The 21060-nt window shown below is 68.9% G+C and carries 20 protein-coding genes and 1 tRNA gene; 13 read left to right on the plus strand and 8 right to left on the minus strand.

From position 1 onward, the window contains the following. The first annotated feature begins 177 nt into the window (after positions 1-177). The 5 genes from QJS31_RS29950 to QJS31_RS29970 all read left to right on the plus strand — a co-directional run bounded on the left by QJS31_RS29950 (position 178) and on the right by QJS31_RS29970 (position 4112). Positions 178-264: transfer RNA gene (locus tag QJS31_RS29950), tRNA-Leu, on the plus strand. 362 nt (positions 265-626) lie between these two features. Continuing rightward, a complete protein-coding gene (locus QJS31_RS29955; protein WP_282785448.1) occupies positions 627-806 on the plus strand; it encodes a hypothetical protein in 180 nt (59 codons plus the stop codon). Between the two features lie 41 nt (positions 807-847). Beyond that, positions 848-1306: an NUDIX hydrolase gene (locus tag QJS31_RS29960; RefSeq protein ID WP_282785447.1), complete on the plus strand. Its 459-nt coding sequence runs from the start codon at positions 848-850 to the stop codon at positions 1304-1306. Positions 1307-1400: 94 nt separating this feature from the next. Beyond that, entirely contained in the window at positions 1401-3038 is a 1638-nt protein-coding gene (locus tag QJS31_RS29965; protein ID WP_306358272.1) for an HNH endonuclease signature motif containing protein, read from the plus strand. Positions 3039-3539: 501 nt separating this feature from the next. After that, on the plus strand, positions 3540-4112 hold the full coding sequence (locus QJS31_RS29970) for a GNAT family N-acetyltransferase (protein WP_282778190.1): 573 nt from the start codon (positions 3540-3542) through the stop codon (positions 4110-4112). A 1-nt stretch (position 4113) separates the two neighbouring features. Here QJS31_RS29970 and hutC read toward each other — a convergent pair whose 3' ends face one another. Then, positions 4114-4887: a histidine utilization repressor gene (gene hutC, locus QJS31_RS29975; protein WP_282778191.1), complete on the minus strand. Its 774-nt coding sequence runs from the start codon at positions 4885-4887 to the stop codon at positions 4114-4116. Between the two features lie 206 nt (positions 4888-5093). Here hutC and hutI point away from each other — a divergent pair, with 206 nt between their 5' ends. Beyond that, the gene (hutI, locus tag QJS31_RS29980) at positions 5094-6275 is read left to right on the plus strand and encodes an imidazolonepropionase (RefSeq protein WP_306358273.1); all 1182 of its coding nucleotides are present in this window, start codon (positions 5094-5096) and stop codon (positions 6273-6275) included. Positions 6276-6413: 138 nt separating this feature from the next. After that, positions 6414-6911: a hypothetical protein gene (locus QJS31_RS29985; RefSeq protein WP_282778195.1), complete on the plus strand. Its 498-nt coding sequence runs from the start codon at positions 6414-6416 to the stop codon at positions 6909-6911. A gap of 35 nt (positions 6912-6946) precedes the next feature. On the opposite strand, the gene QJS31_RS29990 is transcribed toward QJS31_RS29985, so the two are convergent. Further along, positions 6947-8518: a bifunctional phosphatase PAP2/diacylglycerol kinase family protein gene (locus QJS31_RS29990; protein ID WP_282778197.1), complete on the minus strand. Its 1572-nt coding sequence runs from the start codon at positions 8516-8518 to the stop codon at positions 6947-6949. A gap of 357 nt (positions 8519-8875) precedes the next feature. On the opposite strand from QJS31_RS29990, the gene QJS31_RS29995 reads away from it, so the two are divergent. From QJS31_RS29995 to QJS31_RS30020, 6 genes are all read left to right on the plus strand, one after another. Then, entirely contained in the window at positions 8876-9811 is a 936-nt protein-coding gene (locus QJS31_RS29995) for a hypothetical protein (protein WP_282778199.1), read from the plus strand. 306 nt (positions 9812-10117) lie between these two features. Next, on the plus strand, positions 10118-10954 hold the full coding sequence (locus QJS31_RS30000; RefSeq protein WP_282778201.1) for a helix-turn-helix transcriptional regulator: 837 nt from the start codon (positions 10118-10120) through the stop codon (positions 10952-10954). Between the two features lie 322 nt (positions 10955-11276). Next, positions 11277-12206 carry an SDR family oxidoreductase gene (locus QJS31_RS30005; protein WP_282778203.1) on the plus strand — a complete coding sequence of 310 codons (930 nt, stop codon included), beginning with the start codon at positions 11277-11279 and terminating at the stop codon, positions 12204-12206. 95 nt (positions 12207-12301) lie between these two features. Continuing rightward, positions 12302-12802 carry a monooxygenase family protein gene (locus QJS31_RS30010; RefSeq protein WP_282778205.1) on the plus strand — a complete coding sequence of 167 codons (501 nt, stop codon included), beginning with the start codon at positions 12302-12304 and terminating at the stop codon, positions 12800-12802. A 419-nt stretch (positions 12803-13221) separates the two neighbouring features. Next, complete coding sequence (locus tag QJS31_RS30015; RefSeq protein ID WP_282778206.1) at positions 13222-13941, plus strand: low molecular weight phosphatase family protein; 720 nt, start codon at positions 13222-13224, stop codon at positions 13939-13941. A 162-nt stretch (positions 13942-14103) separates the two neighbouring features. Beyond that, positions 14104-14466 carry a hypothetical protein gene (locus tag QJS31_RS30020; RefSeq protein WP_282778207.1) on the plus strand — a complete coding sequence of 121 codons (363 nt, stop codon included), beginning with the start codon at positions 14104-14106 and terminating at the stop codon, positions 14464-14466. A gap of 194 nt (positions 14467-14660) precedes the next feature. Here QJS31_RS30020 and QJS31_RS30025 read toward each other — a convergent pair whose 3' ends face one another. The 6 genes from QJS31_RS30025 to lgt all read right to left on the minus strand — a co-directional run bounded on the left by QJS31_RS30025 (position 14661) and on the right by lgt (position 20631). Next, positions 14661-15572, minus strand: coding sequence for an acyl-CoA thioesterase II (locus tag QJS31_RS30025; protein ID WP_244961812.1), 912 nt, complete (start codon positions 15570-15572; stop codon positions 14661-14663). A gap of 1 nt (position 15573) precedes the next feature. Next, positions 15574-16998, minus strand: a complete 1425-nt coding sequence (gene pyk / locus QJS31_RS30030; protein WP_172544850.1) for a pyruvate kinase — start codon at positions 16996-16998, stop codon at positions 15574-15576. Between the two features lie 120 nt (positions 16999-17118). After that, positions 17119-17787, minus strand: coding sequence for an amino acid ABC transporter permease (locus tag QJS31_RS30035; protein WP_029929080.1), 669 nt, complete (start codon positions 17785-17787; stop codon positions 17119-17121). A gap of 14 nt (positions 17788-17801) precedes the next feature. Beyond that, the gene (locus QJS31_RS30040; protein ID WP_282785547.1) at positions 17802-18557 is read right to left on the minus strand and encodes an amino acid ABC transporter substrate-binding protein; all 756 of its coding nucleotides are present in this window, start codon (positions 18555-18557) and stop codon (positions 17802-17804) included. Positions 18558-18763: 206 nt separating this feature from the next. Then, positions 18764-19252 (minus strand): NINE protein, encoded by a 489-nt coding sequence (locus QJS31_RS30045; protein WP_306358274.1) that lies wholly within the window; start codon positions 19250-19252, stop codon positions 18764-18766. Positions 19253-19290: 38 nt separating this feature from the next. Next, positions 19291-20631 carry a prolipoprotein diacylglyceryl transferase gene (lgt, locus tag QJS31_RS30050; RefSeq protein ID WP_306358275.1) on the minus strand — a complete coding sequence of 447 codons (1341 nt, stop codon included), beginning with the start codon at positions 20629-20631 and terminating at the stop codon, positions 19291-19293. Between the last annotated feature and the right edge of the window lie 429 nt (positions 20632-21060).

The following is a 21060-nucleotide window of genomic DNA, read 5'->3' on the forward strand; positions in this document are numbered from 1 at the left end:
CTCGTCCGACGCCACCCTCGCCGACCGGCACGCATCCGAGTAACCAAAGACTACCGCCCACCTCCGCCCACAACCCATCTACCCAGCGCAAACCGACCAGTATCACAACGTCACCCCCCGATCCCCGGCGTGGTTAGGTCCCCAGCCAGATCACCCGCTATAGTTTTCACCCGGTGCGCCGGGTTGGCGGAACTGGCAGACGCGACGGTCTCAAAAACCGTTGTCCGAAAGGACGTGTGGGTTCGAGTCCCACACTCGGCACCAAGGTCAGGGGCCGTTTCCGAGATCAGCGGAACGGCCCTTCCTCATGCGGTACGCAGTTGGTACGCGGCAACCCGCGTATCGGCCTCCGTCCCCGCGACGACGGCGTCCAGGCCGTTCGGGAGCAGGTGCCCACAGCGGTCCAGGACCAGCAATGGCGGTCTTGCACCCCAGCATTCGCTGCACGACTTCGATATTCGCTCCGGCACCGACCGCCAGGGATGCCGCGGCGAGATGCGAACAACCAGTCAGGACAACCAACCGGGGACATTGAAATGACAGCACGGCGAAAGACCGCCATTCGTAGAGTCGCGCTCGCTCTCACCGCCGCTGTCGCGGTGCTTCTCGGAGCCTATTTCGCATGTATGGGCGTTCTGCTCTATGTGTGGACCAACGCGCTCTCCTACGAGTTCGAGGAACGCGAACCGCGCTGGACTTGGCTGCTACTGGTCGGCTCCGTCGGCGGGATCGCATTGATGGTGTCGGCCATCGCGGTCACGATCCGGTTGTGGCGCAGAACAGCAGCGCCAGCCGACGGGGCCTGAACGGACGCCAATGCCCAGGGGCGCCGATACCATGGCCACGCATGAGCACCGAGCCGGTTTCGCGCATGGCGGCTCCGCGCGTTGCCGCCGGGGCGGTCATCGTGCGGGAGTCGTCGGTACTGCTGGTGCGGCCCACTTACAAGGACCACTGGGATATCCCCGGTGGATATGTCGAGATCGGTGAGTCTCCCCTGGACGCCTGCCGCCGGGAAATCCGGGAGGAGTTGGGAATCACCGTGCGCGACTTGCGTTTCGCGGCGGTGGATTGGGCGCCGGACAGGGCGGGTGACAAGCTGCTCTTCCTCTTCGCGGCGCCCGAACTCGATGGTGTGGATGTCGCTCGGTTGCGATTTCCCGATGGCGAGTTGGCCGAGGCTCGTTACGTGCGACTTCCGGATCTGGAGCGATATACGGTGCCGCGGCTGGTACGGCGGATCAGAGCGACGGTTCGAGTTTTCGACTCGGGCAGGTTTCCGATCTATCTCGAGAATGGGGAATGAGACGGGGCTATAGCGGACAAAAGGCATGTGAAGATGTGCGGTTCAGATGATGTTTTCTGTTCTGCCGCAATAGGTTTCGCGGTAGAATAGCTGCATGAATTCGGAGGGGGAAATCCAGCAGCGCGATCCCGCGCTCGCCGCACTGGCGACCGCGATCGACGCACTGCTGGCCGAGGACCTGACCGGATTCACCGACACCGCATTCGCCGCCCGCGTGCAAGGACTGGAAGCATGCCGCCGTCGCCTCGAAACGGTCGGGCATCGGCACGTGGTCGAGATCAACGACCGACAGTTGTGGACCACCACCGGATCGGTCGGGCTGTACCGGTACCTGGTGGAAACCCTGCGCCTGGCCAAAGCCGACGCCGTCGCCCGCGTGAAGACCGCCGCGCAACTGGGAGCGATGACCAGCGCCTACGGCGAGCCGTGCGAACCCCGTCTGCCCGCCACGGCGGCTGCGCAGGCCGCGGGGGCGATCTCGGGGGATCACGCGCGGGCGGTGATGCGGGTGATGGACCGCATCCCCGACGCGGTCGATACCGAACACCGGGCGGTCGCCGAGGAACACCTCGCCGACGCCGCCCGGACCGGGACGCCGGAGATGGTGGGCAAGGTCGGTGACCGCATCCTGGGCTACCTCGACCCCGACGGGACACTCACCACCGCCAAGGACCGCGCCCGCCTGCGGGCAGCCACCTTCGGGGAACAACGCCTGGACGGGATGAGCCCGTTCCACGCGTGTTTCGATCCCGAACTGCGCGCCATGGTCGACACCGTGTTCGCGAAATGGGCACGCCCGGGCATGTGCATGCCCGACGACCCCGACAGCCCCCAGATGGGGACGCACGACACCGACGGGTTCGACCCGGTGCGGTTCGCGGCCGCCGTCGGGCGTGATGTGCGCACTCCGGCGCAGCGGCGCCACGACGCGTTGAAAGCGTTCCTCAGTGCCTCCGGCCCGGACAACCTGGGTTCGCATCGTGGCCTGCCGGTGTCGATCGTGCTGACGATGTCGGTCACCGACCTGCTGCGGGGTGCGGGGGTGGCACGGGCGGCGTCGGGGACGACAATCCCGGTGCGGGAAGCGTGGCGGATGGCGCAGGGCTCGATCCCGCTGCTGCTGCTCTTCGACGACACCGCGGGCAAGCCCCTGTATTTGGGGGAGGGTGCGCGGATCGCGTCGTCGTGGCAGCGGTTGGCCGCCATCGCCCGCGACCGCGGCTGCACCCACCCCGACTGCTCCGCACCCGCGACCGTGTGCGCGATGCACCACCTGATCCCGTGGGCCGCGCACGGTCCCACCGATATCGACAACCTCACCCTGGTCTGCGATGCCCATCACGCGCAGATCACCGCCGACCCCGAGGATCCGACCGGGTGGGCCACCCACCGCCTCCCGGCGGGGAGTGCGGATGCCGGGCGGACGGCGTTCTGTCCACCGGTCTCGGTGGATCCGCGACGGCGGGCGCGGGTGAATCGGTTCCATCACCCCGAACAAGTACTGGCCGAGAGTGTGCAACGCCGCCGCGCCCGACTACTGGCCGACCGCACGAGCGCATCCCGCCACAACCAAGAATCCCGCCCCGCGCGCGAGCCTCACCACCACGAACCGAACCACAGCGGATCCCGCCACGGCCGCAAATCCCAGCACCACGAATCCGGCCACACCCACGAAGCCCGTCGCCCTCGCGAACCCCACCGCGCCCGCGAACCCCACCGCGCCCGCGAATAGCACCGCCCCCGCACGACCCGATTCGACAATCACACCACGGTATCGACCCCCGGCACGGCGAAAACCCGTGCCGCACGGGGGCATTCGCCGTGACCCGAGCGAAGTCCCGCTACACCGGCATCGACACAGTCTCCGAGGCGCCTCATCGCACCGGAACCATCCCACCACGTCCGCGGCAATCCACCACCCGCATCGAGTCCGGGACACCCCCACAGGGCTCGAGACACATCCGGGTATCCGACCGCGCGCCTCGCGTCGAAACCATCCCACCGCACGACACCCACCCGCCGCCCCGGCACTCCACACATCTCGAAACGGGACCACAGCCAGTCCGTCGGCCGGAACCCAGCTCACGGCACCCCACCCGGCGTCAGCGAAAGCCAGGAAAGGCACCCGACGCCACCACACCTGAAATCTCTTGATCTCCACCACCCTTCTCCGCAGACGACGTCCATCGCGCACGCAATACCGCAGCCTCCCCATGTATCTCACACTGAACGTATGCATAGACACAGCGAGACAAGAGGACTGGCCGCAGAAGTCTTCAAAGGCGGCAGAGAGGATGCCGTCGCCCACCTCGACGCCATGGTGCGCCTGTACGCAACGGTCTTCGCCGAACCACCGTATCGAGAGCGCCCCGACGCGGCGCAACGGTTTCGACGGTGGCTGACCGATGAACTCGATGAGCCAGGTTTCGAACTCGTCGTCGGTGTCGACAGCGGCGAATTGGTGGGAATGGCATACGGATACCGCATGGCGGCGGGGCGATGGTGGTCGGATGCGGTCGAACCACCGCCCGTAGAGCTATCCGACGTGCCGACGTTCGCTGTCATGGAATGGGCGGTGCTCGCCGACTACCGGGGAACCGGTCTCGGCCGCGCGCTGATGGACACCCTGCTCACGGCGCGCACCGAGACCTACGCCTCGCTCTGTGCGAATCCCGCGGCACCGGCGCATGACACCTATCTGCGGTGGGGTTGGCGGGCGGTCGGCCGCACGACGCCGGGGCCGACACCGCCCATGACCATCATGGTCAAACACCTGGTAAGCGAATCCGACCGCCGGGCAGGGTGATTCAGCGCCCGAATACTCCTTCGAGGCGGTTGCGGGAGCCTGGGTGGAGGAGGCGGGCGACGCTTACGAGGCCGGTGGCGGACCAGGTGCGGCGGCGGATGAGCAGGCAGGGTTCGGTGGGGGTGATATCGAGGTGGCGGCATTCGTCCGGTGTTGCCAGGACGGCTTCGACTATGTGCTCACCGCGGATCAGTGGGGCCACGCGGCTGAGGTAGTCGTTGGGGGTGGTGGCGGTGAAGTCCTGGGCCAGGTAGTCGGGGGCGGCGGCGGGGTTGACGTAGCGGTCCTCCAGTTGGATCGGTGCGCTGCCCTCATAGTGGACGAGGATGGAGTGAAACGCTGTGGCACCGAGGGAATCTCGCAGGTGGGTGTGGTCGGCGTCGATGGTCTCGGCGCGGACCAGGATCACCTCGGTGCGGTGGCGGTGGCCGCGTCGGGCGATGTCGTCGGCGATATTGCGGACCTCGAACAGGGGTGACGACGCCTTGGCGCCGCCGACGAAGGTGCCCACTCCCGCCGTACGCACGATCAGGCCCTCGGCGGCGAGTTCGCGCAGGGCACGGTTGACGGTCATGCGGGACAGGCCGGTGGCGGCGACGAGCTGATGTTCCGACGGCACCTGATCACCCTCCACCCAGCGGCCCGAGCGGATCTGCGCGGACACCAGGTTCTTGACGCGCTCATAGGCGGGCACCGCCTCGCCGCCCGACCGTTCGAACAGCGCGGCGAGTTCGCCGTCGACCGCCGCCATACCGCCCAACCGCTCCTCGCCCATCCATTGCTCCGGCCCCGCAGCCTACCGGCCACACCACAGCCCTTGACGGCTGTATATACAGGAATATACAACTGGACGGCACCGCTTCCGGCGCGTCGCGGGTGCCGATCGCCCACGGCGGTGAGATCGGCATGGGACGCTCGACCACACCGGAGGCGTGGGCAGCGCGGCGCGGGCATCTCGCTCGAGGCGGAAAGGAATTCACCGTGACATCGTTCGTCGTCTCGAACATCGGGACGCTCGTCACCAATGATCCGGAACTCGGCGCGGGACCACTCGGGGTGCGCCGCGATGCGGCCATCGCCTTCGCCGACGGTCGGGTGAGCTGGGTGGGCGACAGCGCCGCCGCGCCCACCGCCGACCTCGGGGTGGATCTCGGCGGGCGAGCACTGCTGCCCGGCTTCGTGGAGAGCCACTCGCACCTGGTGTTCGCCGGGGACCGGGCCGAGGAGTTCGCGGCGCGCATGACCGGGACGCCGTACACGGCGGGCGGTATCCGCACCACCATCGAGGCCACCCGCGCCGCCGACGACACCCAGCTGGAGAACACGGTGCGGCGACTGATGGCCGAGGCACTGCGTTCGGGCAGCACCACCGTCGAATGCAAGACCGGTTACGGCCAGACCACCCGTGACGAACTGCGCGGCGCACTGGTGGCGGGACGGTTCACCGAGGAGGTGACCCTGCTCGCCGCCCACGTTCCCCCGCCGGAATACGCGGGCCGGGCCGACGACTACGTCACCATGGTGTGCGATGAGATGATCGAAACCGTTGCACCGCACGCCACCTGGATCGACGTGTTCTGTGAGCGCGGCGCGTTCGACGAGGAGCAGTCGCGCGCGGTGCTCCGGGCCGGCGTGGCACACGGGCTGGTACCGCGGGTGCACGGCAATCAACTCGGCACCGGACCGGGAGTGCGCCTGGCCGTCGAGATGGGGGCCGCGTCGGTGGACCACGTCACCTATGTGACCGATGCGGATATCGACGCGCTCGCGAGCAGTTCGACAGTGGCGACATTGTTGCCGGGAGCCGACTTCTGCACCCGCAACGCCTATCCCGACGCCCGCGCCCTGCTCGACGCCGATGTGACGGTGGCGCTGGGCGCGGACTGCAATCCCGGCACCAGCTACACCACCAGCCTGCCGTTCTGTATCGCGCTGGCGGTGCGGGAGATGAAGATGAGCCCCGAGGAGGCGGTGTGGGCGGCCACCCTGGGTGGCGCGATGGCGCTGCGCCGCACCGATATCGGACGATTGAGCATCGGCGCCCGCGCCGATGCGCTCGCCCTGGATGCCCCGTCCTATCTGCACCTCGCCTACCGGCCCGGGGTGGCGCTGGTGCGCGAGGTCTGGAAGGACGGCGATCTCGTCGGACGCCACACCGCGTGACCGGTCGACTCCGCTCGCGTCGCCCACCCACGGCCACATTCGCCGAGAATTAGCGATTCACTACTCTCGGTACCGGAAACTATTCCGAGCGAGATGGCACCATGCGTACGAATCTCCCAACCCGAGCAGGAGGTATGGATGCGCCGGACCTCGAAGTTCCTCATGATCGCCAGCCTGTTGCCCGTCGTCGCGGCAGCCGGTTGCGCCAGCGACGACGCGAAGACGAACTCCTCGCCGACCGGCACGACCTCCACAACCACCACGACAGTGCCGACCGCCACCGGCAACGACGATCCCGGTGAAGCGACCGGTGCGGAACGCATTCCGCTGGGTCAGACCAAGGTCGTGATCATGCCCGCCGACGCCGTCCTCGATATCAAGGGGCTCCAGGAGTGGGACAGGTCCGCGCTGCGGTGCACCGCGACCAGCGCGTCCGGCGAGGAGCTCGAACTGCTGCCCCCGCCCGCCGACGCCGAACCCGAGCAGGGCGCACAGGGCGCGACCTGGGTACCGCTGTGGACGGTCGGCGCGACACCCGGTGAACTGACCATCGGATGCAGCGACCCCGAGGGGAAGATCCCCGACGGCGCGACCAGCTTCGTGCGGGTGGTGCCGCGCGGCATCTGGTTCGGCTGAACTCGCCCCCCGGCGGCCTGAACCTCTGGCGACGCTCAGCTCGGACGGCGCGGGCGGAAGGCGTCGAGCAGCCAGGGAGCACGGCGGTGATGCGGGCGATAGCGGTTGGCCCACAACGGATTCGACTCGTCGCGACGGTACACGGCGAGCTCGCCCGCGATGGCGTAGCGCAGGTGGGTGGTGTCGCCGATGACCTCCCCGTCGGTGGCGAGGGCCTCCGGGGCGGGCAGCTGCACCAGCAGTTCCGGCAGCTGACGTTCGCCGTAGACCCGACTGTGGCCGATGGCTCCCAGCAGCAGCGCCACCACCGCCCGTGCCCGCGACCAGCGCAGGTCGGCGCGCAGCCAGCGCACGTCGAGCAGGCCGGAGTCGAGGCGGTCGCGGAAGGCGGGCACCGCGCCGTGCGGGTGATACGGGCCGTTGCCGACGAACAGGAACCACACCCGCTGCCAGCGGCCGTCCAGGCAGATCTCGATGGGTTGGGCGCGGCGCAGCGTCACCACCAGGGCCGCCGCGAAGGCGGGCCATTTGCCCCAGCGGTGCTGCCACCGCTCGCGCAGCCGCACCAGTTCGGGATAGGTGCCGATGCTGGAGGTGTTGATGAGATGGCGGGTGTGCGTCCCGCCCTCGGCTTCGTACTCGACGCTGGCGATATCGACGGCGACCGCCTCACCCACCCCGGTCGCGTCGATGACCTCGCGCAGGTCGTACACGCCGAGGTCCCGGGCGAAGTGATTGAGGGTGCCGGTGGGGATCACCACCAGCGGCAGTTCGTGGCGAAGCGCGACGGCGGCCACCGAGGCGACCGTGCCGTCGCCACCGGCGACGCCCACCGCCAGCACCGGCTCCGCGGCGTCGGCGATGGCGCGGGTGAGCTGCTCGGCGGCATCCAGGTCGCGCTGGGTGCGCAGGACGGTGGCGGCGGGCAGCGCGGCGCGGATGTCGTCGGTCGGATCGTAGTTGGGGTCGCCGGAGACCGGGTTCACCATGACGACGAGGCCCTTGCCCTCCACCAGCACGGGAGCCTCCCGCACCGGGCGGGCCAGCGCCTCGTCGGATTCCCGCACCGGCCACCAGCGCCGGGTGGCCAGGGCGATGCCGGAGCCGACCGCCGCGCCGACCAGCACATCGGAGCCCCAGTGCACGCCCGTGTGCACCCGCGAATAGGCGACGGTGGCGGCCAGCGGCGCGACCGCCAGCGCGGTGCGGGGGCTCTCCAGCGCGACGGCGGTGGCGAAGGCCGCCGCACAGGCGGCGTGGCCGGACGGGAAGGACGAGGATGTCGGAGCGGGCACCAGCCGCCGGTGCACCGGCAGCACCTCGGCGGCCGGTCGGCGGCGGGCGATGAGTGTCTTCAGGCCGACGTTGACGGTGAAGCTGGCCCCGGCCACCGAGGCCACGCCGCGCATGGCCGCGCGACGGGGTGACCCCTTGCGGGTGGCCAGCAGGGCCGCGATGCCGAACCACAGCATGCTGTAGTTGGCGCTGTTGGTCAGCCGCAGCAAACCGCTGTCCATTCTCGACGCGGGCAACTGCGCCACGGCACCCTCGATCGTTCGATCGAATCGGCCGACCTTCCGGAATTTGCTACGCACCCAGCTACTCACCAGCTCGACATTACCGATTCCCCCGGTACGAAACCGTGGTGGGCGGATTCGCCCCTGCCACAACCGTATTCGGCCACGCGCCGCCGCGCCACCGCTGTGGCGACATCGTGGAACCCGACCAGGTCATCCCGGCCGCACCGGCCAGCCGCTGGACCGCGTACGCGCCGCGCGCGCCACGGAGACGCGGAGGTGGACGCAGCGGTGCCTGCCGCCGACACCCGGCCGCCTGCGTGGGGGCGGCGGCACGCGCCGATATATTCGGCAGGAAAGGGCACGGGCACACGCGGGCGGCCGTTCGAGGTGCGACCGCAGCGGGACAGTCGTTGGACACCGAAAGGCGATATGCACTGGGATCAGATGACCGACACGGTCGAGGACCTACGCAAGCGGGCGACGCGGCTGCGGCGCGGCGTCGGACAACTCGGGGTGCTCGAGTCGATCATCGACGCGGCCGACGGGCCGTGGCTCGGGGCCATGGACGCCGATGGGCGCGGGGCGGCGGAGCTGCGCATGCATCTGGTGGGGCGCTACCGCCTCACCGTCGTGGTCACCAGCGCCGGGAAGATCAGCCACGTACAGCTGAACACGCCAGCCGGTGAGCGGGTGCTCTCCCCCAAGTCAGCCCTGCGCAAGGGCTGGGACGAGCACGAGAAGATGCCCAAGCAGCCCGCGTGGCTCGACTACGTGGTGGAGTGGGTGGAGAACGCGAGCGGCGCGGTGGGCCGCCACGCCATCGTGGAATGGCGGCTACGCGGAGCCGACCGCCAGCTGGCCGCCATGAACGACACCATCGACACCCTGCGCGCCAACCTCGTCGAGCGGGAGGCCGCCCGTGACGAACTCGCTGCCGAGGTCGCTGGGCTGCGCGCCGAATTGATCACCCTGGTGGAGGAACTGGAAGGGGTGATCTCCCGCAGCCGGGCCGAGGACGCCGCCACGGCGGAGACCGCCGACAGCCTCGAGCCACCGCGGACCGACCATGACTCGGCCGCCGAACCCGGGACACCTCGGTCCGCGCCCAACGCACCCCCGCCGACAGCCGTCGCGGCCGAACCCTCGGCGATACCGGAGACGGCGACAGCCGAGGCACACCCGCGCACGCCGGACGCCGGACCGGCAGCACGCCCGGAGACCGAGGCGGCCGCACCGGGTCGGGAGGCCGAGACAACGCGGCAGGAACTCCTGGCCGGGGAAGCTCGGCACGCGGCGGACCACGCGCCGACACCGCACACCGCGCGGACACCGCACACCGCGCGGACACCGCATACCGAGACGACACAACACGTGCTCTAGGAGAAGGCTCGGCGCGCGGCGCAGCACGAGTCGATACCGCACGCTGCACAACCACCGGAGTTCGAGACGGAAAGTACACGTCCGGAGTCGCGCCGAGTGCGGCCGTCGCCGTGTCGGTGACGAGCGTGGACAGCGGTGGGGGCGAGCAGGCGTCGCGGCGCTGAGACTGAGCCAGCCGAGCCCGAGCCAGCAGTATCGACGGCGGCCGCGCAGTCCTGGGCATCGTAGGGCAGGAATTGCGGGGCGGGCGGTTGACCGCGAGTGACGCCGGGATGGCGTGGTGGGTGCTCGTTGTTGGCGTGAGTTGTGATCAGTGCATCCGAGCGGCGGCGGGAGCAGCTGCGGGAGTTCTTGCGGAGTCGGCGGGAACGATTGACGCCGCGCGATATCGGCATGCCGGTGGTGGGGCGGCGGCGGACGCCGGGATTGCGGCGGGAGGAGGTCGCGGTGCGGGCCGGGGTGGGGGTGTCCTGGTATACGTGGCTCGAGCAGGGGCGGGATATCACGGTGTCGGGTGAGGTGCTGGACGCGATCGCCGGGGCGCTGCTGCTGAACGAGGTGGAGCGGGCGCATCTGTATCTGCTGGCGGGGTTGAATCCGCCACCGATGGCCGGGCGCACCGAGGGTGCGTTGACCCCGGCGGTGCGCCAGCTGCTCGATGCCTGGGGATGGCGGCCCGCGGTACTGCGGGACCGGGCCTGGAATGTGCTGGCGTACAACGAGTCCGCACGGACGGTGTTCGGTTTCGATGACCGAGCGCACAATTGCCTGCGGACCTTCTTCACCAACCCGCGCTATCGGGCCGTGCCCGAGGTGTGGGCCGATGCCGCGCCCGCCGTGGTGGCCGCCTACCGCGCCGACGCCGCGCACTTCCCGGGCGACCCCGCCTTCGACCGGGTGATCACCGAATTACGCACGGCCAGCCCCGAATTCGTCGCACTCTGGGACCGCCATGAGGTCGGGATGCCGGTGCAGGCCGTGAACGCCATGCGGCATCCCGAGGCCGGTGACCTGTTCTTCGACGCCACCACGCTCACCGTCACCGACCGCCCGGACTGGTCGCTCATCCTCTACGACCCGCGACCGGGCACCGCTACCGCCGCGCGTCTGGAAGCACTGCACCCGCACCTCGCCGACCGGTAGATCCGATACCGGTGGTCGCGATGCCCGCTGTGCGGCGCCGATCACGCACGCGGTGGCCCGGCGATGTCGATTGGCGGGACGGTCCGTCAGCCATTCGAGGCTGGTATCAGGCCGGGTCCGCCAGGATCGAGATCCATACGCCCGGTGTGCTGCTCATCGATGCGGCTGCCCCGCCGAGCGTGAGGCGTGGCTGTTCATCGCTTGCGAAGAAACCCGCACCGGCAGGTGGTTCGGCACCCGTCGCTGCCCACCAGCCGGGTGGTGCCACGCCTACGATAACTCCGCACTGTATCCGCCGCGCACCGCCGCGCACGCTGAAGCCATGACGCACAACAGTTTTCGCTACGACGGCAAGATCGCGCTCATTACCGGCGGCACCAGCGGAATGGGGCTGGCCACCGCGCGCCGCCTGCTCGCCGAGGGCGCGCGGGTGATCATCACCGGCCGCGACCAGACCCGCCTGGACGCGGTCGTCGCCGAACTCGACGGCCGAGGAGCAGGCCACGCCGCCGAACCGGGCGACCAGCGAACGCGGCACGCCGTCGAAGCGCGCCGCCAACGAGCGGGTCACGCCGCCGAACCGGGCAGCCAACGAGCGGGTCACGCCGTCGAAGCGCGCGACGAGTTGCCGGATGACGCCGTCGAACGTGCCGGGCGGGTGCTCGGGATCCCCGGCGATGCCGCCGATCTCGCTGATCTCACCGCCTTGGCCGCCACCATCCGCGAGCGCTTCGGCCGCGTGGACCTCGTCTTCGCCAATGCGGGCATCGGCGCGTTCCAGGCCATCGACGAGGTCACCGAGGCGGAGTTCGCGCGCGTGGTCGACACCAACTTCACATCGGTGTTCTTCACGGTGCAGCAGATGCTTCCACTGCTGTCCGATCGGGCCGCCGTCGTCATCAACGCCTCCTTCGCCGTGCACCGCGGCGCACCCGACGCCGCCCTCTACACCGCCACCAAGGCGGCGGTCCACAGCTTCGCCCGCACCGTCGCGGCGGAGCTGGCTCCCCGAGGGATCCGGGTCAACTCGATCAGCCCCGGCTATGTCGACACCCCGGCCTTCCGTGCCGAAGCCTCCCCCGAGGCGCAGGCGGCGGCCGCGTCGCTGGTCGCCGCGGGCCGGATCGGCGACCCCGACGAGATCGCCGCCGCCGTCGCCTTCCTCGGTTCCGACGAGGCCGCCTACATCAACGGCCAGGATCTGCGGATCGACGGCGGCCTCACCACGGTCATCCCGGCGGCCATGGTGTGATCCGGAGCGGCCGCTCGCGGACACGACCGCGGCGTGAACCGCCGCGGCGCGCGTATCGTATTCCCTGGGCAGCAGGCTCATCACGGAGGTCGCGCGTGCGTGTCAACAGGGTGACGGTCGATCTGTCGGAGTATCCGGATCTGGTGGTGATCTACCTCGGGATGCGGGTGCGCACGCCCCGGGGCATGCTGCGCCTGCTCGGGGTCGGCCCCAAGCTGTACAGCTCACACCGGGACCGGCCGGACGGGCTGCTGCACCACGAGGACATCGTCTGGTCGCTGTTCCCGCCGCACTGGGGTGCGCGCCAGTACTGGCGGGATCTGGAGAGCCTGGAGCGGTGGACGCGCTCGGATCCGCACCGGCAGTGGTGGCGGACGTTCCTGCGCGACTCCGGCGGCACCGGCTTCTGGCACGAGGCGTATTTCGCGCGCGGGGGCATCGATTCGGTGTACGACGATATGACCCCGGCGACGGGGCTGGCGCGGTTCGCACCCGTCATCCCCGCGCGGGGGCGCATGTTCTCCACCCGCGGGCGCGTCCAGGCGGCCGACCCCACCGTCGCGCCCGTGGTCGACGAGGACACCTACTATCGGTGATCGCCCGCCACGCGGTTCACGCGCACCGCGCCACCGCGCACAATTCACCAGCGCCACCGCGCACAAATTCACCACAGCCACCGCACAGATTCACCACAGCCACCGCACAGATTCACCACAGCCACCGGCCAGATTCACCACTGCCCGTGCACAGATCCACCACTGCCCCGCGCACAGATCCACCACTGCCCCGCGCATAAATTCGCCACTGCCACCACCGCGCACAGATTCAACAGGGCCGCCACGCAAGTCCGACCAGCGCCGCCGCGGACATCCCCGCGATCAGCGTGCGCTCGGAAATGCGTGCGCCAACACTGGGCGACAGACACCGAACGCGCGGATGAATATCCTGGTCGAGCGGTGTGATTCGGTCACCGGAGCATTCCCAGCGGTGGTGAGTGCCGAATACGGTTACCGCCATGCACGTCCTGTTCGTCTGCTCCGGAAATGTCTGCCGATCGGTGATCGCGGAGCGACTGACGCTCGCCGTCGCCGCCGAGCACGGACTGTCCGATCTGACCGCTGAGAGCGCCGGGGTGCGCGCCCTGGTCGGATTCCCGGTGGAACCCTTGGCCGCGGAGACCATCGCCGGACTGGGCGGCCATATCGAGGGTTTCAAGGCGCGCCGACTGAAGCCGGAGATGGTGCGCCGCGCCGATCTGATCCTGGCCATGACCGAGCAGATCCGGGAGAAGGTGCGCGAGATCGAACCCTCCGCCGCACCACATACTTTCACCCTGCTGGAGGCGTACCGGATCGCGAAGGTGAGCGGGGCGCGCACGGTCGCGGCCCTCAATCAGGCCCGCAACGATCTGGCGCTGGTCGGCCGGGAGAACATCGCCGATCCGGTCGGGCTGTCCCCGCAGGCGTATTGCGAAGTGGGCGATCGGATCGCCGAAGCGCTGGTTCCGCTGCTGTTCGCCCTGCACGCGCATGAGCATCCGCAGGCGACCATCCACCCTCGCGCGGCCGTCGAGGAGGCCGGTGCGGCGCGACCGGCCCTGCTCCTGCTCCCCGGCGGTCGCGATTCCTCGGCCCGGCACGCGGAGGGCGCACCGCGCGAATCCGGTGCGGCATCCGGAGAACCGGTGCGATCCGGCACGGAATCGACCGTGAGGGTTGCCTCTTCGCGGTTCTAGGCGCAGACTCACAACAGAACACCAGCGTGTCAATGGACCTGTCTGCCGGAAACGTCCGCTGAGGGGCTACACTCCCCCCGCGGATACTCCACCCGGTTAGACACCAGAACAGGACTGAAGGACATGCCGAAACGCATTTCGGATGTTTCGCTCCATGTTTACGTGACACCGCAGACCCTCGACCGCGTCGTGGGCACCGTCTGCCGCGTAGTGGATGAGCATGTGGCCGATCGCGATCTGTTCGCCTGGCGGTTCACGCTACCCGTGGAAGCCGACGATCCGACCCACCGCCTGCTCGAAACGCAATGGCGGATGGACCATCCCGACGCGGAGCCCGGCGAGCGGCGCACCTACGAGATCGCGCTCAACCTCGTCGGCGACGCCCGCCTGCTGACCAAGGCGGCCATCGCCCGCCTGGAGCAGCGGCTGGTGCTGGGGCTGTCGGCGGATGAACCGCTCCCCTACGTGATTCACGCCCTCCAGCGCGAGAGTTTCGACCTCGAGGAAAACCGCGAACGCCTCTGAACATCGGGTGCACGCCGCCGGGCGAGACCACCGCCGCGAGATCGAGGTCGCGGGTATCGACGTCATGCGGATGCCCGCGAGTTCACGTCGATGCCCGCGAGGTCTCGTCGATGCCCGCGAAATCACGTGGGGTGCCGGGAACGACACGGGCCGTACCCCGTGGGGTACGGCCCGAAGCCATGTCGGCGTGCGGCTCAGCGACGCGCCGGGAAGTGGCGGATCACGCCCTCCTGCACCGTACTGGCCAGCAGTTCACCGGCGCGCGAATAGAAGTGCCCACGCGCCAGCCCGCGCGATCCGGCGGCCACCGGCGATTCCGTGGCGTACAGCGCCCAGTCGTCGAAGCGGAAGGGACGGTGGAACCAGATGGAGTGGTTCACCGTCGCCGCGATGATGCGGTCCAGCCCCCAGGACAGGCCGTGCGTGGTGATGATCGAGTCCAGCACCGTGGTGTCCGACGAATACGCCAGCGCCGCAACGTGAATCAGCGGATCGTCGGGTAGCGCCCCGTCGGTGCGCATCCACACCCGATTGTGGTTGAGCTTCTCCCCCGTGCCCTTGAGGATCCAGGCCGGATCGTTCGTGTACCGCATATCGATGGGATGCGGTGCGTTGACGAACATCTCCAGCCGGTCCTCGAGTCCGGCGAAGGTCTCCTCGATCCGCGGCAGTCCCTCCGGATCGGGCACCTCGGGCAGCGGCACCCCGTGCTCGAGGCCCTTGCCCCAGTCCTGGAAAGCCGCCAGCATGACGAACAGTTCCTGATCGTCCTGGAAGGCGGTCACCGTCCGGTTGGCGAAGGCGCGCCCGTCGCGGTGGCGGTCCACCCGGTACTCGATCGGCTTCTTGGGATCGCCGCCGCGCACGAAATGCGCGTTGACGGCGTGCACCGGGCGTTCGGGTCCAACGGTGCGGCCCGCGGCGATGATCGCCTGCGAGACCAGCTGCCCGCCGAAGGTGCGGCTCCACACCTTCTCCGGATGGTGGCCGATGAAGATGTCCGGCCCGGCCTCTTCGAGGTCGAGCAGCTCCAGCAGCACTTCCAGATCGGCGGCCCGGGACAGCGCTCCCGGCTCCGCGATCTCCTCGCCCAGTGACGCACTCACCTCAGTGATCCTCCTCGCCGATACGGTGAACGTGAATCATATTGGTGGAGCCCACGGTTCCCGGCGGCGAACCCGCCACGATGACCACCAGATCGCCCTTCTTGTACCGCCCGATGGACAGCAGCGCGTGATCGACCTGATGGATCATCTCGTCGGTATCGGCCACCCGCGGCACGATGAAGGTTTCGGTGCCCCAGGTCAATGCCAGCTGGCTGCGGATCTCCGGCTGCGGGGTGAAGGCCAGCAGCGGCAGCGGGGTGTGCAGGCGGGCCAGGCGGCGCACCGTGTCACCGGACTGCGTGAAGGCGACCAGGGCCTTGGCATTGAGCCGCTCGCCGATATCGCGGGCGGCGTAGGAGATGACGCCGCGCTTGGTGCGGGGCACATGCGTCAGCGGCGGCACCCGGCTGGAGGTCTCGCCCTCGACCGCGTGCACGATGCGGGCCATGGTGCGCACGGCCTCGATCGGGTACGCGCCGACGGAGGTCTCACCGGAGAGCATGACCGCGTCCGCACCGTCCAGCACCGCATTGGCAACATCGGAGGCCTCGGCGCGGGTGGGCCGGGAATTGGAGATCATCGACTCCAGCATCTGGGTCGCCACGATGACCGGCTTGGCGTTCTCGCGCGCCATCTGGATGGCCCGTTTCTGCACCAGCGGCACCTGCTCGAGCGGCAGCTCCACGCCCAGATCGCCGCGCGCCACCATGATGGCGTCGAAGGCGAGCACGATGGCCTCGAGATTGTCGATGGCCTCGGGCTTCTCCAGCTTGCCGATCACCGGAACGCGGCGGCCGACGCGATCCATCACGTCGTGCACCAGCTCCACATCCGAGGGCGAGCGCACGAAGGACAGCGCGATGAAGTCCACGCCCAGCTTGAGGGCGAATTCCAGGTCGTCGATGTCCTTCTCGGACAGCGCCGGGACGGAGACGTCCATCCCCGGCAGCGAGACGCCCTTGTTGTTGGAGACCGGGCCGCCCTCGGTCACCCGGCACACCACGTCGTTACCCTCGACGTGGTCCACGGTCAGCCCGACCTTGCCGTCGTCGACCAGCAGCCGGTCGCCCGACTTGGCGTCCGCGGCCAGTTCCTTGTAGGTGGTCGACACCCGGTCGTGGGTGCCCACCACATCGTCGACCGTGATGCGGACGACCTCGCCGGTCGCCCAGAAGGTCTTCCCGTCTCCTTCGAACCGGCCGAGGCGGATCTTCGGTCCCTGGAGATCGGCGAGAATACCTACCGCGCGGCCCAGATCGTCGCTGGCCTGACGCACCTTCTTGTAGTTCTCGGCGTGATCGGAGTGCTCGCCGTGGCTGAAGTTCAGCCGCGCCACATCCATTCCGCTCTCGACGAGTTCCCGAATCCTTTCCTCGGACGACACCGCCGGTCCGAGCGTGCATACAATTTTCGTCCGTCGCATCACACGTCAACCCTAGACCTGCCCACACACTCCCGCTCACCGGGCACACCGCAACAGTGGGCGGCGGCCGGGTGAACAGCGAGCGTGGCGCGCGTCACGCTTGGAGGAATGCCCAGCAACCCCTCAGCGAGCGACGTGACGCGCTAGACGAGTCTCCAGGCCGGACTGCGCGAATCCGAGGATCAGGCAGATGACCCAGTAGTAGACCGCGGCCACGCCGTAGAGGGCGAAGAAGTCGAAGGTCGGGGCCGCCGCCAGCTGGGCGGTGCGCAGCAGTTCGGTCACCAGGATGGTCGATGCCAGCGAGGTGTCCTTCACCAGCGAGATGAGAGTGTTGGACAGCGGCGGCACCGCGATGCGGGCGGCCTGCGGCAGGATGATCATCCGCAGCGCCTGCGGATAGGTCATGCCGACCGCGTACGACGCCTCCCACTGCCCGTGCGCCACCGACAGGATGGCCGCGCGGATCACCTCGGCGGCGTACCCGCCCACATTGAGGCTGAACGCGATGACCGCCGCCGGGAACGGGTCGATCACGATATCCAGCTGGGGCAGCGCGTAGAACACGATGAACAGCTGCACCAGCAGCGGCGTACCGCGAATGATCGAGATGTAGAACCGGGCCGGCGCGGACAGCAGCCGGACCGGCGACATCCGCGCCAGCGCCACGAACAGCGCGAGCACCAGCCCGATGACGAAGCTGATGGCGGTCAGCGGCAGCGTCTTGGTGACGGTGGCCTCCAGCATGGGCCAGAGGTTCTGCCGAATGAGATCCCAGGTGGCGGCATCCATCTTCGGTGCGGCGTCTACTCGGAGACGTCGACGCCGAAGTACTTCTCGGAGATCCGCGCCAGGGTGCCGTCGGCCCGCAACTCCGCCAGGGCCTGATTCACCTGGTCGATGAGCTCCTGGGAATCCTTGCGGGCGGCGAACACCTGCTGGGAGACCTCACCGGTCTTGCCCGCGACCCGCACCTCGTTGGTGCTGTGCTGCTTGGTGTACTCGGCCACGGCCAGGGAGTCGTTGACGGTGGCGTCCACGCGGCGGGTGTTGAGCAACTGGATGGCCTGCACGAAGCCCTCCACGCCCTCGACCTTGCAGCCCGCGTCACCGGCCACCTTCGACCAGTTGGAGGTGGTCGACTGCGCGCAGACCTTGCCGTTCAGATCGGCGAGGGAGGCGATGTCGGTGGTGTCCTGGCGGGTGACGATGACACCCTCGGAGACGGTGTAGGGCTGCGACAGCGCGTACTTCTCGGCGCGGGCGGGGCTCGCGGTCACCTGGTTGGCGACCAGATCGAAGCGCTTGGATTCCAGGCCCGCGAAGATGGCGTCCCAGGGGGTCTGCACGAATTCCACGGAGCGGCCGAGCTTGTCGGCGACGGCGGTGATGACCTCGACGTCGTAGCCGGTGAGTTCGCCGTTCTGTTGGTAGCTGAACGGGGAGTAGGTGCCCTCGGTGCCGACCTTCAGCACGTTCGGGTCGTCGTCGTTGCCACCGCAGGCGGTGAGCCCGGCGGCGGCGACGATGGCGAGTACGGCGGCGAACAACTTACGGCGCACGGTGAACCTCTCCTCGAGCGTGGACAGGCCACGCGACAGACAACCGGTACAGGGTACGCCGGGAACCGACCGTCCGGGACCTCAACGATTGCCGCGCGCGCAAACCTGGTGCGATCGACGAGCAGATGATAACGATGGGCGGGCGGCATCGGCGTTCGATGCCGCCCGCCCGGGGCGCGTGTCCGCTGAGATCAGTCGCGCACGAATCAGTCGCGCAGCGGACGACCGTAGGGGTCGGGCACCTTGCCGATGAGAATCAGAATGCCGTCGATCAGACCCCAGATGCTGCCGATACCGCAGGTGAGCACGGTGACCACGATCTGCCAGACGGCGATCTGGTTGTAGCCCAGATAGAAGCGGCCGATGCCGAAACCGCCCAGGAAGATCTGCAGCAGGCCCGCGATGAGCTTCTGCTTGTCCGACAGCGGGGTGCCGTAGATATCGCGGCCGTACGGCGCTTCGGGATCGACGCCCGGGCCGAACTGCGCGGGCGGGTAACCGCCGGGCTGACCGTATCCCGGCTGCGGGTAACCGGGCTGACCGTAACCGGGCTGCGGATACTGCGGCTGCGACTGGCCGTAGGGCTGCTGGTGCTGCTGGGCGTACGGATCGGCGCTTTTACCCAGATCCGGACCGGTGCCCGGCGCACCGTACTGCGGCCCTTGGCCGGGCTGCTGCTGATAGGGATCGGTCACGGTGTTCTCCTCATCGATACTGCGATACCGCGCGGGGGTCAGGGCTTGGTGTCGTCCGAGTCACCGGACTTCGTGGGATCGGGTCGGGCTGTGGTGGGGTCGGTCTCGCCGGGCTGGTCCGTCGTGGGCGCTGCTGGCTCGGGCTCGGTGGGCTCGGTGGGGTCGGGCCGCGTGGGTTCCGACTTCGCGGTCTCGGATGGGTTATCGTCCGCGGACCCGGTTTCGTTGTCGTCGGTCACCGTGGATCCCGAACCGGGCTCCTTGTCCGTGGCCTCCTTGACAGCTGCCTCCCGATCCGCGGGTTCGGTGTCTGCGGCCGCCGTGGTCTCGGTCTCCTCGCCCTGCGTCGGCGTCACACTGTCGGGCTCGGCGGCGTCACCGGCGCTGGCGTCCGCGGCGGTATCACCATCCCCGGCGGTCGCCGCGGCTCCGGCCGCACCGTAGGCGCGCAGCTTCGACAGCTGCCACGGCCACGGGCGGTCCTCCTTGGAGCGCAACTGCTCCACCGTCTCGCGGCCCTTGGTCGCGAGCACGAAATAGGCTATCGCACCGAAGAATACGATCGCGGAGGTGAAGGAATTGATGCGGATGCCCGCGATATGGGTGGCCTCGTCGTCGCGCAGCAGCTCCACCCAGAAGCGGCCGAAGCAGTAGATCGCCACGTAGAGCGCGAACAGGCGGCCGTGGCCGATGCGGAACTTCTTGTCCAGGTAGAGAAGTGCGGCCACGCCGAGCAGATTCCACACCATCTCGTAGAGGAAGGTGGGGTGCACGACCTTCTCCACCACGCCGGTGGAGACGCCGTCCATCATGTCGAGCTGGCCGTTGGAATCGAAGCGCAGGTAGATCTCCAGGCCCCACGGGACCGTGGTCTCCCGGCCGTAGAGCTCCTGGTTGAACCAGTTGCCGAAGCGGCCGATGGCCTGTGCCAGCAGAATGCCGGGTGCGATGGCATCGCCGAAGGCGGGCAAGGAGATTCGATAGACGCGACAGGCGATCCACGCGCCGACGCCGCCGAGCAGCACCGCACCCCAGATCCCGAGGCCGCCCTCCCAGATCGCCCACCAGTCGCCCGTGGCGTTCTCCCCGAAGTACTTCTGCCAATCGGTGGCCACGTGATAGAGCCGCCCGCCGACGAGGCCGAACGGCACCGCGAACATGGCCACATCGAGGACCGTGCCGCCCTCTCCCCCACGCCGCAGCCACCGCTTCTCGCCGAGCCAGATGGCCGCGACGATGCCGATGATGATGCACAGCGCGTAGGCACGCAGCGGGAACGGCCCGATATCCCAGACACCGCGCGGCGGTGAGGGAATATAGGCCAGGACGTCGGCGGCACTGCCGGACAGGACACTGTCAGCCAGGACTCGATAGGTCACGGCCCCAACCGTAGCGGAAGCGGCCCGCCACGCACGGAACGCGGGCACGCCCCGCCGACTCGGCACGCCGCGCACCGCCGCATCCGCCCGCCCACCGCACGCGGATCGAACGGCTCGAACGGCCGGATGATCCGCACGGCCGGAGCCGCCCATGCGGAATCCGGAGAGCCCCGATGAACCGCGTACCCGGTCGTAGCGCGGGCGTTGAGCGTGGAAGCGCAAGCGGCGAAATCCCACCCGACGAACGGGTGCGACGGTCGCGGGAGGTCCGGATGTGGCGCGGGCGATCTCTCGCGATCACCGCCGGACTCGCGGGCACCGCCACGGCTACCCCGACAACCGGCGCGGGATGAGAAGGCCCTGGAACCGCCGCACCTCAGTCGCGCTGGCCGCCGCACCTCAGTCGCGCTGGCCGCCGCACCTCAGTCG

It is taken from the genome of Nocardia sp. CC213A (assembly GCF_030766805.1).
Taxonomy (GTDB): domain Bacteria; phylum Actinomycetota; class Actinomycetes; order Mycobacteriales; family Mycobacteriaceae; genus Nocardia; species Nocardia otitidiscaviarum.